The sequence below is a fragment of the Streptomyces sp. RK9 genome, assembly GCF_045070545.1.
Classification (GTDB): domain Bacteria; phylum Actinomycetota; class Actinomycetes; order Streptomycetales; family Streptomycetaceae; genus Streptomyces; species Streptomyces alboflavus.
Genome location: NZ_CP173703.1, coordinates 4155152 through 4169370 on the forward strand (window position 1 = coordinate 4155152; position 14219 = coordinate 4169370).

Sequence of the window (14219 nt, forward strand, 5' to 3'; positions counted from 1 at the left end):
ACCGGCGGCCTATCGTTTCGAACGTGCCCTCTCCGAGCCCCGCTCACCCCGGCCCGCGCCGCGTCCCCCGGCCCCTGCGGCCGCCGTCCCCGCTCACGACGGACCTCGCGGTGGCGGCCGTGGTCGCGGCGCTCACCGGCGCCGACGCGGCGGTCAACGACCCCTCCTACCGCCAGGCCGACTGGCTGACCTGGCTCCTGTTCGGCGTCTCCGTCGCGGCGCTCCTCGTGCGCCGCCGGTGGCCGGTGGCCGTCAGCGTCGTCACGGGGGCGGCGTGCGCGGGCTGGGCGCTGTACGGGCACATCGGGGAGCTCCTGAACCTGCCGGTGATGGTGGCGCTGTACACGCTCGCCGTGCGCGGCGACCGGCGCCGGACCCTGAAGGCGGGGGCCGTCGCCGCGCTCGCATCGGGCGTCGTGTCGGTGGTCGCGGGCATCGACGTGGCGCAGCCCCAGGGGGCGCCCCTCCTGGAGATGCTCTGGCCGCTCGTACCGCTGCTCCTGGGCGAAGTGGTCCGCGGACGCGCGGAACTCCTCGCGGAGTACGCCGAGCGGGCGGTCCGCGCGGAGGCCGAGCGGGAGCGGGAGGGCCGGCGCAAGGTGCGCGAGGAACGGGTGCGGATCGCCCGGGAGCTGCACGACGTGGTGGCGCACACCGTGTCGGCGATGACCGTGCAGGCGGGGTTGGCCCTTGACACGCTGGACAAGCGGCCGGATGTGGCGCGCGACGCCATGCGGCAGGTGCGGGCGTCGGGGAAGGAAGCGGTACGGGAGCTGCGGGCCACGGTCGGCGTGCTGCGGGAGGGAAAGGAGCCCGAACGCGGGCCCGCGCCCCGCCTGGAACGCCTCGCGGACCTGGTGGAGCGGGTGCGGGGAGCGGGATTCCAGGTGTCGCTGCACGTGGACACCGGTGGCCGGGAGGTGCCGCAGATGGTGGAGTTGGCGGCGTACCGGATCGTCCAGGAGGCACTGACCAACGTGATCAAGCACGCGGAGGCCCGGCACGTCGCCGTCTCGGTCGTCCTGGCGGCGGGCCGCCCGGACGGGGACGCCCTGATCGTGGAGGCCACCGACGACGGAACGCCCGCGCGGGCCGCCGCCACCGGGGGCTACGGCCTGATCGGCGTGCGGGAGCGGGCCACGGCGGCGGGCGGGAGTGCCGCTGCGGGCCCGGTTCCGGGCGGTGGCTGGCGCGTACGTGCCGTGCTTCCCCTGGAGGCGCCGTGATCCGGGTCGTGCTCGCCGACGACCAGACCGTCGTCCGGGCGGGCTTCCGCGCGCTGCTCGACCTCACGGACGATCTCGTGGTGGTCGCCGAGGCCGCCGACGGGGCGGCCGCGGTCGAGCTGACCCGCACCACCCGGCCCGACGTCGTGCTCATGGACATCCGCATGCCCGGCGTCGACGGCCTGGAGGCCACCCGCCGCATCGTCGCCGAGCCCTCCCTGGACGGCGTCCGCGTCCTCGTCCTGACGACCTACGAGGCCGACGCGTACGTCTTCGACGCCCTGCGCTCCGGCGCGGCCGGCTTCCTCCTGAAAGACGTCGACCCCGACGATCTGCGCGAAGCCATCCGCACGGTCGCGGCGGGGCGTTCCCTGCTCGCGCCCGCCGTGACCCGGCGCGTCATCGAGGAGTTCGCCCGGCTGCAGGGCCCGCGGGCCGAGGCCCGCGAACGGCTCGCGCCGCTGACCGACCGCGAGCGCGAGGTGCTCGCGCTCGTCGGACGCGGCCTGTCCAACGACGAGATCGGCACCCGCCTGCTGATGTCTCCGCTCACCGCGAAGACCCACGTCAGCCGGACCATGACCAAGCTCGGCGCCCGCGACCGGGCCCAACTGGTCGTGCTCGCGTACGAGACCGGCCTGGTGCGGCCCGGCGAGGGCTGACACCGAGCGGCTGCTCCCGGGGGAGTAGCGGCCGACTCCCCACGGCGGATGTCCGGGCCGTCCGGCGTCCGTAGCGTCGGCCGCATGATCGAAGCACGGGAACTGACCAAGAGGTACGGCGCGCGGACCGCCGTCGACCGGCTGACCTTCACGGTACGACCCGGCGTGGTGACGGGCTTCCTGGGCCCCAACGGCGCCGGCAAGTCGACCACCATCCGCGCGATCCTCGGCCTGGACGCCCCGAGCGCGGGCACCGTCACCGTCGACGGACACCGCTACGACCGCCTCGCCGCGCCCCTGCGCGAGGTCGGCTCGCTCCTGGACGCGCGCGCGGTGCACGGCGGGCGCACCGTGCGCGGGCACCTGCTCGGCCTGGCCCGCTCCAACGCCCTGCCCCGGCGGCGCGTGGACGAGGTCCTCGGCGAGGTCGGCCTGGAGAAGGCGGCGGACCGGCGGGCCAAGGGCCTGTCCCTGGGCATGGGCCAGCGGCTCGGCATCGCCGCCGCGCTGCTCGGCGACCCGGCGGTCCTCATCCTGGACGAGCCGGTCAACGGGCTCGACACCGAAGGCATCCGCTGGATCCGCGACCTTCTCAAACGGCTCGCCGCCGAGGGCCGCACCGTCTTCCTCTCCAGCCATCTGATGAGCGAGATGGAGCTGACCGCCGACCGGCTCATCGTCATCGGACAGGGACGGCTGCTCGCCGACACCGGCATGCGGACGTTCATCGAGGACCACTCGCAGGGCGGCACCCGGGTGCGGACCTCCGACGGCGAGGCACAGCGCCTGCGCGCCCTGCTGGAGGCGCACGGCGCGGAGGTGCGCCTGGACGCGCGGGGCGGCTGGCGCGCCGTCGGCATCCCGCCCGCCGAGATCGGCGAGCTGGCCCGCGCGCACCACCTGGCCGTGCACGAGCTGACCCCGGTCTTCTCCTCCCTGGAGGACGTCTACACGGCCATGACCCGGTCCTCGGTCGAGTACCGGGGAGCCGCCTCCGACCTGGGCGCAGACATGGTCCCCGGCACGACCTCCGACACGACCTCCCACGGGAAGGAAGCGGCGCGATGAGCACCCTCACCGGCCGGACACCCGGCTTCCGTGCGGCCCTGGCCTTCGAATGGACGAAGTTCGCCGGCCTCCGCTCGACCCGCTGGACCATGGCGGCGACCGGTCTGGTCACCGTGGCGGGCGCGGTCTTCGTCGGCGTCAGCGGCAGCCTGCAACCCGACGACACGGTCCTCGGCGGCAGCCTCACCCTCAGCATCGTGTCCCTGATGATCGCGGGCGTGGTGGGAGCCCTGACCGTGTGCGGCGAGTACGCCGCCGCCACCGTCACCAGCACGTTCACCGCCGTCCCCCGCCGCGACCGGGTCCTCCTGGCCAAGGCGGTCCTGCTCGCCGTCCTCCTGTACGGGGTCGCGTTCGTCTCCTGCGCCGTGGCGTACCTGCTCGGCGGCGCGATCCTGGAGGACGGCGCGTACGCACGCGGCGAACCGCTGCCCGCGCTGTTCGGGATCGCCGCGCTCTTCGCCGTCGTCGGTGTCCTGGGCCTCGCGATCGGCACCCTGCTGCGGGCCTCCGTCGGCTCGGTGACGACCGTGGTCGCCGTCCTCTTGCTGCCCTCCCTGTTCGGCCCCCTCTTCGGCGACGCCCGCCGGTGGATCGCGGGCGCCTCCCCGACCGCCGCGCTGGAGAAGCTGACCCAGACCTCCGACGCCGGACCGGAGGCGGTGGGCTCCCTGGGCGCCTGGCCCTCCCTGGCCCTGGTGACGGCCTACAGCGCGCTGCTCCTCGTCCTCGCCGCCTGGCGCCTGCGGCGGCGCGACGTGTGAACGTACCGGTCCGTCGACCCGGCGCGTCACTTCGCCGTACGTGCCGAACCGCGACGGGTCGACGCATTGTGGGGAAGTACGGTTCACAGGGGCGCCGGCGTGGAATCCTCACATCCCGTACGAACAGCGCCGGTTCGGTCCCCGCCCGGCGGCAGCACATCCCCGGAGCCCATGTTGGCACTGCGGTGCAGCGCGTCCGACCCGCTCGGCCACCACACCGACCGCATCCTGCGCCTGGCCGCCGTGGCGGCGGCCTACTACGCCGCGGGCCGCTGCGGACTGCTCCTGGAAGTGGTGCGCGGGCAGGTCACGCCCCTGTGGCCGCCGACCGGGATCGCCGTGGCCGCGCTGCTGCTGTGGGGGCTGCGCGTGTGGCCCGCGATCGCGCTCGGCGCCGTTCTCGTCAACTGGCCCTTCGGGCCGTCCCTCTGGGCGCTCGTCGGCATCTCCGCGGGCAACACGCTGGCCCCCGTGTGCGCGGTCCTGCTGCTGCGCCAGGTCCGCTTCAGCCCGACGCTCATGGCGCTGCGGGACACGCTGTCCCTGGTCTTCCTGGGCGCGCTGACCGGCATGCTGGTCAGCGCCACCGTCGGCACGGCGGTCCTGGCGGGCACCGGCGCGCTGCGCCCGGACCGCGTGTGGGCGACCTGGTCGGTGTGGTGGACGGGCGACGCGATGGGGGTCCTCCTCGTCACCCCGCTGCTCCTGGTGCTCTTCGGCTCCTCGTGGCCGCGGCGGATCCCCGTGGCGCGCTGGGCCGAGGCGGCGGCCCTCGTGGCGGCCGCGGCCGCGGTCACACTGCTCGCGACGCGCACGTCCCTCAATCTGTCGTTCCTGGTCTTCCCGTTCCTCATCTGGGCCGCCTACCGCTTCCAGATCGTCGGTGGCGTGGCCTGCGCGCTTCTGGTGTCCGTGCTCGCCGTGCCCGCGGCCGCCGCGGGCACCGGCCCGTTCGCCGGGCACGACGTCGCGACGCGCATGCTCGTCCTGCAGGCCCTGAACGGCTCCGCCGCCCTGACCTCCCTGGTCCTCGCCACGGTCGTCGCGGAGCGGAACCGCGGCCACGAACAGCTCGCCCGCGTCCACCTCCAACTCTCCGAACTGCTACCGCAGTTGACGCTCTTCAAGGAGCTGCCCCGGGTGAGGCAGGCCGAGGCCCCGCCCAAGGACGTGCCCTGACCCGCCGTCAGTCCGCCGCCGGGGCCGCATCGAGCGTGGCGAACACATGCTCCGCCCAGATCAGACGGGATTCCTCCGCCGGGTAGGGAGCCGTGTGCGGTTCCGCGTCGAAGACGCGGGTCAGCCGCTCCCGCGTCCGGTACGGGGCCCAGCCCGGGTCGCCGGTCGCGGCGAACGCCGTCCACGCGGCCCCCATCCGGTCCGAGAGCGCGACGGCCTCCTCCGACGGTTCCTCGCCCAGGAGCAGCGTTCCGATCCCGTCGTGCAGCGAGCCGAAGACGAGCGGCACGTCGAGCGCGTGGCAGGCGCCGAGTGCGCCTCCCAGACCGGTCGCCTCCCAGGCGAGTTCGTAGGCGTACGCGGTGCCGCCGCCCTCGATGTGCGCCTCGGCCAGATGGAGGCTGGGCATCCGGAACAGCCAGTCCGTCATCACCAGGTCCCGCAGCGCGGTCGGGTCGGCCGCCGCCGGCCCCGCGAGGTAGGCGCGCCGGCCGGCGTCCCCGGGGGCGAACCACGCCACGGTGTCCGCGGCCTCCTCCGGGGTCACCAGGCCGAGCTGACCCGACAGCGCGGTGAACAGCCGTGTCTCGTCCCGGGTGTGACCGGCCAGCAGCGTCACGTCGGCGCTCGCGCCCGCCCGGAGCGCCTCCCAGGGCGAGCGCGTCAGCACCTCGCCGTCGACCACGGGTGCGAACGGTATCCGCGCGCGTGCGGCGAGCCCCCACCGCGGCTCGTGCTGGGTGATCTTGTGCAGGACGGCGTCGGCCGCGTCCCGCAGCGCCTCGGGGGTCGCCGCGGCCACCTCGGCCGCCGTGGGCGCCGTTCCCAGCTCGGCCGCGACGGCGGTCCCGATGTCTGCGGCAAGCGCCGTGGTGTAGAAGGGCCCCGGCACGCTCTGCGCCACCGCACGGTGGAAGAGCCCGGCCGCGCGGGGCATGGCGAGGAGCGCGGCGATCGCGCCCGCGCCCGCGGACTCCCCGAAGACCGTCACGCGGTCCGGGTCGCCTCCGAAGGCCGCGATGTTGTCCCGCACCCACTGGAGCGCGGCCACCTGGTCGAGCAGGGCGCGGTTGGGCACCGCACCCTCGAAGTGCCCGTACCCTTCCGCGCCCACGCGGTGGTTGAAGGTGACGACCACCGTGTCGCGCCGGGCCAGCGCCGTGCCGTCGTAGGTCGGTCCCGCGCTGGTGCCGAACAGATAGACCCCGCCGTAGATCCACACGAGCACGGGCAGCCGCGCCGCGCCCGGGTCGGGCGTCCAGACGTTCACCGTCAGCCAGTCCCCGGTCCCCGCGTCGCCCTCGGGCCCGCCCAAGGGGCCGAAGGCCCGGGACTGCGGCGGGGACTCGCCGAAGGCGTCGGCGTGCCGCGTGCCCTCCCACGGCAGGGCGGGCGCCGGCGCCGCGAGCCGCAGCGCCCCGACCGGCGGCCGCGCGTACGGGATCCCCCGGAAGACCGTCACCCCGCCTTCCCGTCGCCCGCGGACCGTTCCGCACTCCGTACGGACGTCGGACACACCCTCAGCGTCAGAATCAGTCACGCCGGTCTTCCTTCCCTCGGGGAACTCCCGCCGACACCTCGCGGGTCAGGTCCTGGAGCACGGGTTCCGTCTCAGAACGTCCGGTTCGACGCCCACGTTGCCTGGCTCTCCGGATGGGCCAGGTCGGTGCCCACCCCGCCGAGGCGGCGGTCGGCCCCGAGGGAGCCGATGTAGCGGCCCTTGCTGCCGTTGCTCCAGGCGATGACGAACTCGATGTAGGTCCCGTCCACGAAGCCCTGCTCGAAGGTGCCCGTCGTGCCGCCGTACGACGCGGTGCCGCTGAGCTTCCCCAGGGCGTCCTGGGTCACGTGGACGGTGGGGTGGAACCCGTTGCTCTGGGTGACGCCCCAGGTACCCGAGGCGTCGAAGGCGGGGGCGTCCTTGACGGAGGGGACGGACGAGGCGGACGAGGCGGACGCGGGGGACACGGTGGGCGAGGTGGGGGAGGCGGCGGCGGTGGGGGTGAGCGCGAGGCCGCCCAGGGCGATGGCGAGGGCCGCGGTGACGGCGGGGGCGGCGAGGCGGAGGTTCATGTGAAGTCCCTTGCTGGCAGGGCGAGTCGCGCCCGGAGCTGTTGGACCAAGTAACTCCTGGGACCGTGCTCGTCCTCAACCCCGAAGGTGCGGGGCACCGGCTTGTTCCGGCCAGGTGCCGGACCGCGGAGTGCCGCGGTCCGGCAGGCGCGGCCGGGGGCGGCTAGGGGCGGTTGTCCACCAGGTCCTGGATCTGCGGATAGATCTTGTCCATGCGTGTGCCCACGTTGTTCGGGCAGGAGCCGCCCCAGTGCAGGGCGATCACCTTGTGCGAGGAAGCGGCGAGGACCGGGGAGCCGGAGTTGCCGCCGGAGGTGTCGCAGTTGTACCCGACGTCCTCCGTGCCGAGCTGGGGGGCGCGTATCCCGCAGTAGGCGCCGCCGTCGTTCTCCTCGAACAGGGAGATGCGCTTCGGCTTGGTGTCGCCGTGGCCGGCGATGTAGGCCCGCTCGCCCGCGATCGGCGCGCGGGGCTCGAGGAACAGGGTGCCGAACTGGGTGATCTGGTCGAAGTTGTCCACGCTGAACAGCGAGAAGTCGAGCGCGGGCGAGGTGCGGAGCAGGGCGTTCGCGCCGACCTTGGTGCCGGGGCGCGGGTTGTTGCCGCCGCAGGTCGCGCAGTCGTAGTCGAACTGCACCTCCATGGTGTCGAGTTCGGCCTGGTTCTTCACGCAGTGGTTGTTGGTCATCATGTGGTTGCCCCGGCCCACGCGCCAGGCCGTGCACCAGCCGCCGCCGTTCTTCAGCATGCGGGCCACGCCGCGCGACGCTGCGTACTGCGCGGGATGGCTGGTGCGGTAGCAGACCGCGTCCCTGCGGCCGTCGGCGCCGCACACGCTGCGCGGGTTCCTGGCGGTGATCTCCGTCTCGCCGTAGCCACGCCAGTAGCCGTCGATCGCGGCCGTCGATCCTCGCTTGCCGCGGGTGTGCAGGGTGATCACGGCGGTGTCGCCGTCGACCGACATCGCGGCGAAGCCGGCGCGGCCGTGCCGGGTGAATCCGGCGTCGTCGCGCGCGGCGGACCCGCGCGTCGGGTCGCCGTGGTAGGTGTGCACCTCGCGCCGGGTCGGGTCCGCCACGGTCACGTAGTCGCCGGGGGCGAGGTCGAGCCGGGCGAAGTGCACCTTGACGTACGCCGCTCCGGGGTGCCGGATCTCCTGCCGGGACGGGCTCCCGGACGAGCCGAGCGCGAGATCCACCGCCTTCTCCTCGCCGACGGTGGGGATCGGGGCGGCCTCGGCGCGTGGCAGCGAGGCGTCGCCCGCCGCCGTCGGCGCGACGGGGACCAGGACGGTCGTGGCCACGAGAGCGGCGGCCACGATGATGCGTCTCAACACGGTTGCCTCCTTGGTGGGTCGGCCGTTGGATCGGCCGGAAGCGGAACGCTGCGCGCGACCGCTTCGACACACCAAGGTAGGTGTGGACATGACAAGACGTGAGAGGCGTACCGGCCAGCGGTCGTCCCGGCTTGAACCATCGCTCCGGCCCGCCGGGACGCCACTGACGCGAACTAGGACCTGTCCGGCGCCGCGGGCTCGGCCCCTCGGGGTGGATCGGCGCGCCACTCGGCGGCGATGCCCCGCATCAGGGGCGGGTAGACGAGCAGGTGCCGGAACGGTGCGATGGCGGCCATGTAGGCCTTCCCGAACAGGCCGTTGGGCTTGACGAGCACGGCCATCTGGCCGCGGTGGCCGCCCTTGCCGTCGGGGACCCAGCTCATGTGCATCACCCCGTGCATGGTCCGGTTGCTCATCTCCGACGCCCACTCGTCGTCCGTCAGGAAGACCGAGCGGAAGGGGAGGCGGTCGAATTCCGGCCCGAAGGGTCCGTCGCGCAGGTCGTCCGGCAGCCGGTCCCGCAGCGTCGCCACCCGGGAGCCGACCCCGGCGTCGGCCTTGTCCCAGCCGAAGAGCCTCCCGAGCTTCCAGCGGATCGCGAAGAGCACGCGGGCGATCCGGGACGGGTTGTCGGAGGTGTCGCCCTTCGTGGTCTGCCGCACCAGGTGCGGGAAGTCGTCGGGGCCGCCCGGCGTCGGCAGGGCCCACACGTCGTAGAGACGGAAGTCCGGCGTGACCTCGTGGATCCGCCAGGGCCGGGACGTGTGCGCGGTGTTGGGGAGCCTCATGCGTGGAACCTCCGTCTGCTCGGTGTGTCGGTGACGTCGAGGGATTGGGTCCGCGGGGCCTAAGAGGGGGCGCGGGGGCGCGGGGGCGCGGGCGCGCGTGGGCGTGCCCGCTACGGCGGGAGAGCGACGCCGAGCACGCCCGCGACGGCCCGGGCCGCGAACAGCTCGTCGTCCGGGGGCCGGCCCGCCAGTGCGATCACGGTGCCCTCGAGCGCGCCGACGAAGGCGAGCGCGAGGTTCCGGGTCGGTCGGCCGGGCGGAATCGCGCCCGCCGCGCGCCCCGCGTCGATGAGACCGGCGACGCGGGTGAGGAGCGTGTCGTAGTTCCGCTCGACCTCGCGCCCGACGGGATGGTCCCGGCCGCTGAACTCCAGGCGCAGCGCGATCGGCACGCGCGCCACGTCCCGTCGGCAGAAGACGGCGTGACCGCGGGCGAGGGTGAGCAGCGCCGCCACGGGGTCCGGCTCCTGTTCGACGAAGCGCGCCACCTCGTGCCAGTACGTCTCGCGGAACCACGCGCACACGGCCAGGGCCAGATCCTGCTTGTCCTTGAACTGGTGGTAGAGCGCGCCGCGTGTGTACCCGGCCTCGCGGGCCACCTGCTCCAGCTTGAGATGGCCGTAGCCGTGGCGGGACAGGCCCCGCGCGGCCGACTCGAGCAGCGCGGTGCGCGAGCGCGCGCTGCGGTCGGCCTGGGTGGGGCGAGGGCGGCCGGTGCCGTCCGTGGCGGCCGGCCGGGGCCGTGCCTCGTCCCGCGCGTCCGGGGTCCGCATGACTGCTCCGCTCGGTTCGTCGCACCGGATGGTCGAAGTCCTGCTGTACGGAGGCCGGTTGCCCTTCCTCCGGGAGCAACCATACATGCGCGTGTGTATGTTTCTTCAGAGGGGTGCTCCCCGTGGAAACGCGCAGGTAGGGTGCGCCATCGGAACCGGAAACCAGTTTTCCCGGTGTCGGGCGTGCGGCCGCCCGTTCGACGCCATGGGGGGCCAGAAAGTGAGCACACAGATGCAGCCGACCTTCGTATTGGTGCACGGAGCCTTCGCGAACTCCTTCTCCTTCGCGCCGCTCCAGGCCGAACTCGGCCTCCTCGGCCACCGTTCGGTCGCCGTGGACCTGCCCGGCCACGGCTTCGCCGCCACCTACACCCGCGCCTACCAGGCGCCGCAGGACTCCGAAGGGCTCGCCACCGCGCCCGGCGGGATCAAGGGCGTCACGCTCGCCGACAACGTCGCGCACCTGATCGGGATCCTGGAGCGGGCCAAGCGGAACGGCCCCGTGATACTCGTCTCGCACAGCCGCGGCGGCGTCACGGCGACCGCCGCGGCCAACGCGCGACCGGACCTCATCGACCGCATCGTCTACGTCTCCGCCTGGTGCCCGGTCCTCCTCAACGTCGGCGACTACTACGCCGAGCCGGAGATGGCCTCGGTCGACGCCGCGTCGATGGCCCTGGCGATGGCCGGGAACCCGGCCGAACTCGGCCTGCTCCGCGTCAACTTCCGCACCGCGGACCCGGACGCGCTGGCGGCGTTCAAGGCGGCCTTCCTCGCCGACGGCACCGACGAGGAGTTCCTGACCTTCCTGAACACCTTCCAGCCCGACGAGAACCTGGACGTCGGCACCTCCGCCGACCGGGCGCAGGCCGAGACCTGGGGCCGGATCCCGAAGACCTACGTGCGGCTCACGGACGACACGAGCCTGCCGCTCGCCCTCCAGGACCGGCTGATCCGCGAGGGCGACGCGCTGACCCCGGACAACCCGTACGACGTCCGCGACCTGGCGGGCAGCCACCTGAAGTGGCTGACCGACCCGGCCCCCGCGGCCCGGGTCCTCGGCGGGCTCGCCGCGCCCCTGGCCGCCGCCGGGTCCTAGGGCCTGTCCGATGGGTCGGCGCGGCGTCGCGGCGTCTGGCACGCACGCTCGCCGCGTTGCCGAAAAGCCCTACTGCCGTGCCCCTCGATAGGTCCTGCCCCCGCGGCGCGGCAGCGCCGCCGGTGTGTCGGCGGGGGTGGCGATCGTCTCGGCGGCCAGGTGCAGTTCGCTCCTGGTCGTCGTCGACGACAGCTCCAGGTCCAGGAGTTTGCCGCACTCGGCCAGCCAGGCCGTGAGGGTGGACCGGTGCAGCCCCAGCTCGGCGGCCGCGGGCGCGGTGCGGCCCCGGTGCCGCAGCCAGCACCGGAGCGTGATGCGGAAGCGGGTGTCGAGCGGTTCGAGCAGCCCGGACGCCCACCGGGCCGCGTCCTGCGGGCCGAGCAGACCGGAGGGCAGCGCAGGGTCGGTGCGCAGCCTGGTCGGCGCGGTCGCCCGCACCGGCGGGACCGGAAGCACCGGAGCGGTCGTCGGGGCGGCGGCGGCCTGCCCGGGCAGGGGCGCGGCCGGGGCGCGCAGCGCGAGCAGCAACTGCGCCTGCACGGTGGGGTGGTCGAGATCGACGGCCAGGAGGCTCCCCGCCGTCCGCAGCCGCGCGCGCACCGTCCCCTCGGACACGTCGAGCGCGGGCGCGGCCGTCTGCGCCGAGCCCGACCGCAGCCAGGCCTCCAGGGTCCGGCGCTGCTCCCGGTCCAGGGGCCGCAGCACGGCCGCCGACCAGGCGCCGAGGCGGTCGCCCGGCACGACCCGGAGCAGCCCCTCCGCGCCGAGGCCGCTCGCGGCGGCGAGACGGCCCGCGGTGACGCTGTGCCGGGCGGCACCGGCCTCCGACCAGGCGGTGGCGAACATGTCCAGCGGCGCGGGTTCCGCCGCGCCCCCCGTCAGTTGGTGCCGTTCGGCGATGCGCGCGACGAGGGTGCGCGCCGACGTGTGGTCGCCGTGCGCGCCGTGGCGGGCGACGGCCACCAGCTCCGTCCCGTCGAGACAGACCAGCATCCGGGGACCGCCGAGGAACGCGCCGGGCTGCGCCGCCCGCCACAGGGACTGGTAGGCGGCGTGCACGGTGCGCCCGGTGAGGCGGTACACGGTCGCGTGCGTCGCGCCGCCGTCGCCCAGGACGGAGGCGGCCAGGGCGTGCTGGCCGTGCAGCAGCAGGTTGAGCACGGCGGCGTGCAGCCGCTGCTCGGTGCCGCGCACGTCGTCCGCCCGCCGGGCCCGTACCCGCAGCAGGTCGGCGGTGGCCTGGGCGATCAGGGCGACGTGGGCGTGCGGCGCCCGCCCGGGGCCGACGACCAGGACGGAACCGGAGGCGTCGCCCACGTGCCGGACGGTGAGGTGCGGATGGGTCTGCGGGTGGGCGGCGGCGCGCTCGCCGTCGGGGCCCGCGGTACGGGGGGTGCTGTGGACGGCGCCGACCGAGGGGTCCACGAGGGCGGCCCAGCCGTCGGCGAGCGCGGCGGTCTCGGCGATGAGGACGGCGCCGGAGCGTGCCGCCGCCCGCGTGAGCCGCTGCACCCACTGGCCCGCCGGGTCCGGCGCCGGGGGAGTGGGCGCGGGCGCCGCGAGGTGCTGCGGGCGGCCCGTGCCACCGGTCGTCATGAGATCCGGGCGACCCCGCCCCACCCGGCCCGCTCGGTGAGCCGGCCGGTGGTGGCGTCGGGTCGCCAGTTGGGCCAGGACACATAGCCGGGCTCGACGAGCTCGAGGCCGTCGAAGAAGGCGACCGTCTGCTCCGGCTCCCGGAAGATGTAGGGGATCGCGCCGGAGTTGTTGTACTCCTCCTGGACCTCCCGGTGCCGCTCGTCGGCGGCGGTGGAGTGGCTCAGCGACACATAACTGCCCGAGGGGAGCCGGGCGATGAGCCGGCGCACCAGCGACAGCGTCTCGTCCCAGTCCACGATGTGGCCGAGCACGTCATTGATCACTAAGGCGATGGGCCGGGTCATGTCCAGGGTCTTGGCGGCGCCCTCCAGGACGGCGTCGGTGTCCCGCATGTCCGCGAGTACGTAGTCCATCGCGCCCTCGGGCGTGCTCTTGCGCATCGCGTGGACGTGCAGCAGGACGAGGGGGTCGTGGTCGACGTACACCACCCGGCAGTCGGGCGCGATGCGCTGGGCGACCTCATGGGTGTTGTTGGCCGTGGGCAGCCCGGCGCCGACGTCCAGGAACTGCCTGATGCCCGCCTCCCGGGCGAGCCAGTTGACGCTGCGTATGAGGAAGCCGCGGGACTCCCGGGCCATCGGCTCGATCATCGGGTACTTGTCGCGGTAGGCGTCACCCGCGGCCTGGTCGGCGGGGAACCAGTCCTTGCCGCCCAGCCAGTAGTTCCAGACCCGGGCGCTGTGCGCGACGGAGGTGTCGATCTGCAGGGGGTCTGTCGGCTCGGTCATGACAGTGCCTCTTTCGACTTGTCGGGATGGAGGGCGGTGGCGCAGGAGTAGTCAAGGAGCAGGCGGTAGTCGGTCACGGTGGTGGGCGCGTCCCAGATGTCGGCGGCGCCGACCGGGCCGCCCTCGCGGACCACCCGGTCGGGGATCTCCGGTGCCTCGACGCGGTAGACGGTGATGGCCGGCTTGCCGGTCAGGGCGTGCGGGGGGCCGTCCAGCGGATGGATCTGCAAGGTCACGTCCGACCGTTCGGCGGCGGCGCGCAGCGCGGTCAGCTGCTCGGTCATGACCCCTGCGTTGCCGACGCGGGTGTGCAGGGCCACGGCCGACATCAGCGCCCAGATCCGGGTCTGCTGGGTGTGCAGCCGCTCCTGGCGCACCATGAGGAGTTCGGTGCGGGCCTCCTTGGCGGCGGCGGTGAGGTCGGGCCGCAGGGCGTCGTCGACGGCGCGGGCGTAGTCCCGCGTGCGTAACAGGGCGGGGACGAGGGCCGGCTCCCAGGTACGGATGATGCTGGTCGCGGATTCCACGCTCATCAGGTCGAGTTGCCAGGGGTCCATGACGGAGCGCCAGGGATGCCACCAACCGGGCAGGTTGGCGGTCGCGAGCTTACCGAGGAACTCCTCGATCTCCGCGTCCGGTGCCCCGTACGCCCCGAGGAGCGAGCGGACCTGGCCCTCGTCCAGGGACGTCTGGGCCTGCTCGATCCGGCGGACCGTGACCGGGTGGGCGCCGAGGGCGTCGGCGGCCTGCTTGCGGGAGAGTCCCGCCGCCTCGCGGAGGCTCTTGAGCCGGGTGGCCAGAACGAGATGCGCGAGGGTCGGACCAGACCTTTCGCGGGCCACGAACGCTCCTTCCGGCACTCTC

14 protein-coding genes are annotated in these 14219 nt (G+C 74.1%); 6 read left to right on the top strand and 8 right to left on the bottom strand.

The window, feature by feature from the left end:
• Nucleotides 1–23 precede the first annotated feature (23 nt).
• The 5 genes from AB6L24_RS17265 to AB6L24_RS17285 all read left to right on the top strand — a co-directional run bounded on the left by AB6L24_RS17265 (nucleotide 24) and on the right by AB6L24_RS17285 (nucleotide 4899).
• Nucleotides 24–1226 carry a sensor histidine kinase gene (locus tag AB6L24_RS17265; RefSeq protein ID WP_405656219.1) on the top strand — a complete coding sequence of 401 codons (1203 nt, stop codon included), beginning with the start codon at nucleotides 24–26 and terminating at the stop codon, nucleotides 1224–1226.
• Complete coding sequence (locus AB6L24_RS17270; RefSeq protein ID WP_405656221.1) at nucleotides 1223–1888, top strand: response regulator; 666 nt, start codon at nucleotides 1223–1225, stop codon at nucleotides 1886–1888. Before AB6L24_RS17265 ends, AB6L24_RS17270 begins: the two co-directional genes overlap by 4 nt.
• Nucleotides 1889–1972: 84 nt before the next feature.
• Nucleotides 1973–2956, top strand: a complete 984-nt coding sequence (locus AB6L24_RS17275; protein WP_405656222.1) for an ATP-binding cassette domain-containing protein — start codon at nucleotides 1973–1975, stop codon at nucleotides 2954–2956.
• Nucleotides 2953–3720: an ABC transporter permease gene (locus AB6L24_RS17280; protein ID WP_405656223.1), complete on the top strand. Its 768-nt coding sequence runs from the start codon at nucleotides 2953–2955 to the stop codon at nucleotides 3718–3720. The genes AB6L24_RS17275 and AB6L24_RS17280 overlap by 4 nt, the downstream gene beginning before the upstream one ends.
• Before the next feature lie 171 nt (nucleotides 3721–3891).
• Nucleotides 3892–4899: an MASE1 domain-containing protein gene (locus tag AB6L24_RS17285; RefSeq protein WP_405656224.1), complete on the top strand. Its 1008-nt coding sequence runs from the start codon at nucleotides 3892–3894 to the stop codon at nucleotides 4897–4899.
• Between the two features lie 7 nt (nucleotides 4900–4906).
• Here the strand turns inward: AB6L24_RS17285 and AB6L24_RS17290 are convergent, their stop codons facing one another.
• The 5 genes from AB6L24_RS17290 to AB6L24_RS17310 all read right to left on the bottom strand — a co-directional run bounded on the left by AB6L24_RS17290 (nucleotide 4907) and on the right by AB6L24_RS17310 (nucleotide 9869).
• Nucleotides 4907–6439 carry a carboxylesterase/lipase family protein gene (locus AB6L24_RS17290; RefSeq protein ID WP_405656225.1) on the bottom strand — a complete coding sequence of 511 codons (1533 nt, stop codon included), beginning with the start codon at nucleotides 6437–6439 and terminating at the stop codon, nucleotides 4907–4909.
• Between the two features lie 71 nt (nucleotides 6440–6510).
• Nucleotides 6511–6972, bottom strand: coding sequence for a hypothetical protein (locus tag AB6L24_RS17295; protein WP_405656226.1), 462 nt, complete (start codon nucleotides 6970–6972; stop codon nucleotides 6511–6513).
• Between the two features lie 163 nt (nucleotides 6973–7135).
• Entirely contained in the window at nucleotides 7136–8308 is a 1173-nt protein-coding gene (locus AB6L24_RS17300; protein WP_405656227.1) for a trypsin-like serine peptidase, read from the bottom strand.
• A gap of 173 nt (nucleotides 8309–8481) precedes the next feature.
• The gene (locus tag AB6L24_RS17305; RefSeq protein WP_405656228.1) at nucleotides 8482–9096 is read right to left on the bottom strand and encodes a DUF2867 domain-containing protein; all 615 of its coding nucleotides are present in this window, start codon (nucleotides 9094–9096) and stop codon (nucleotides 8482–8484) included.
• A gap of 110 nt (nucleotides 9097–9206) precedes the next feature.
• Nucleotides 9207–9869, bottom strand: coding sequence for a TetR/AcrR family transcriptional regulator (locus AB6L24_RS17310; RefSeq protein WP_405656230.1), 663 nt, complete (start codon nucleotides 9867–9869; stop codon nucleotides 9207–9209).
• A 232-nt stretch (nucleotides 9870–10101) separates the two neighbouring features.
• Between AB6L24_RS17310 and AB6L24_RS17315 the strand changes: the two genes are divergently transcribed.
• On the top strand, nucleotides 10102–10968 hold the full coding sequence (locus tag AB6L24_RS17315; protein ID WP_405657202.1) for an alpha/beta hydrolase: 867 nt from the start codon (nucleotides 10102–10104) through the stop codon (nucleotides 10966–10968).
• A gap of 69 nt (nucleotides 10969–11037) precedes the next feature.
• Here the strand turns inward: AB6L24_RS17315 and AB6L24_RS17320 are convergent, their stop codons facing one another.
• Genes AB6L24_RS17320 through AB6L24_RS17330 form a run of 3 tightly spaced genes read right to left on the bottom strand, consistent with a single transcriptional unit; the run spans nucleotide 11038 to nucleotide 14197 of the window.
• On the bottom strand, nucleotides 11038–12564 hold the full coding sequence (locus AB6L24_RS17320) for a helix-turn-helix domain-containing protein (RefSeq protein WP_405656232.1): 1527 nt from the start codon (nucleotides 12562–12564) through the stop codon (nucleotides 11038–11040).
• A complete protein-coding gene (locus AB6L24_RS17325; RefSeq protein ID WP_405656233.1) occupies nucleotides 12561–13355 on the bottom strand; it encodes an SAM-dependent methyltransferase in 795 nt (264 codons plus the stop codon). Before AB6L24_RS17325 ends, AB6L24_RS17320 begins: the two co-directional genes overlap by 4 nt.
• Entirely contained in the window at nucleotides 13352–14197 is an 846-nt protein-coding gene (locus tag AB6L24_RS17330) for a helix-turn-helix domain-containing protein (protein WP_405656234.1), read from the bottom strand. Before AB6L24_RS17330 ends, AB6L24_RS17325 begins: the two co-directional genes overlap by 4 nt.
• Nucleotides 14198–14219: the final 22 nt, after the last annotated feature.

Excerpts from the sequence above, each read along its gene's own strand:
- AB6L24_RS17285 (WP_405656224.1), top strand. The coding sequence starts at position 3,892 with ATGTTGGCACTGCGGTGCAGCGCGTCCGACCCGCTCGGCCACCACACC.
- AB6L24_RS17320 (WP_405656232.1), bottom strand. The coding sequence starts at position 12,564 with ATGACGACCGGTGGCACGGGCCGCCCGCAGCACCTCGCGGCGCCCGCG.
- AB6L24_RS17305 (WP_405656228.1), bottom strand. The coding sequence starts at position 9,096 with ATGAGGCTCCCCAACACCGCGCACACGTCCCGGCCCTGGCGGATCCAC.
- AB6L24_RS17310 (WP_405656230.1), bottom strand. The coding sequence starts at position 9,869 with ATGCGGACCCCGGACGCGCGGGACGAGGCACGGCCCCGGCCGGCCGCC.
- AB6L24_RS17280 (WP_405656223.1), top strand. The coding sequence starts at position 2,953 with ATGAGCACCCTCACCGGCCGGACACCCGGCTTCCGTGCGGCCCTGGCC.
- AB6L24_RS17275 (WP_405656222.1), top strand. The coding sequence starts at position 1,973 with ATGATCGAAGCACGGGAACTGACCAAGAGGTACGGCGCGCGGACCGCC.
- AB6L24_RS17315 (WP_405657202.1), top strand. The coding sequence starts at position 10,102 with ATGCAGCCGACCTTCGTATTGGTGCACGGAGCCTTCGCGAACTCCTTC.
- AB6L24_RS17325 (WP_405656233.1), bottom strand. The coding sequence starts at position 13,355 with ATGACCGAGCCGACAGACCCCCTGCAGATCGACACCTCCGTCGCGCAC.
- AB6L24_RS17295 (WP_405656226.1), bottom strand. The coding sequence starts at position 6,972 with ATGAACCTCCGCCTCGCCGCCCCCGCCGTCACCGCGGCCCTCGCCATC.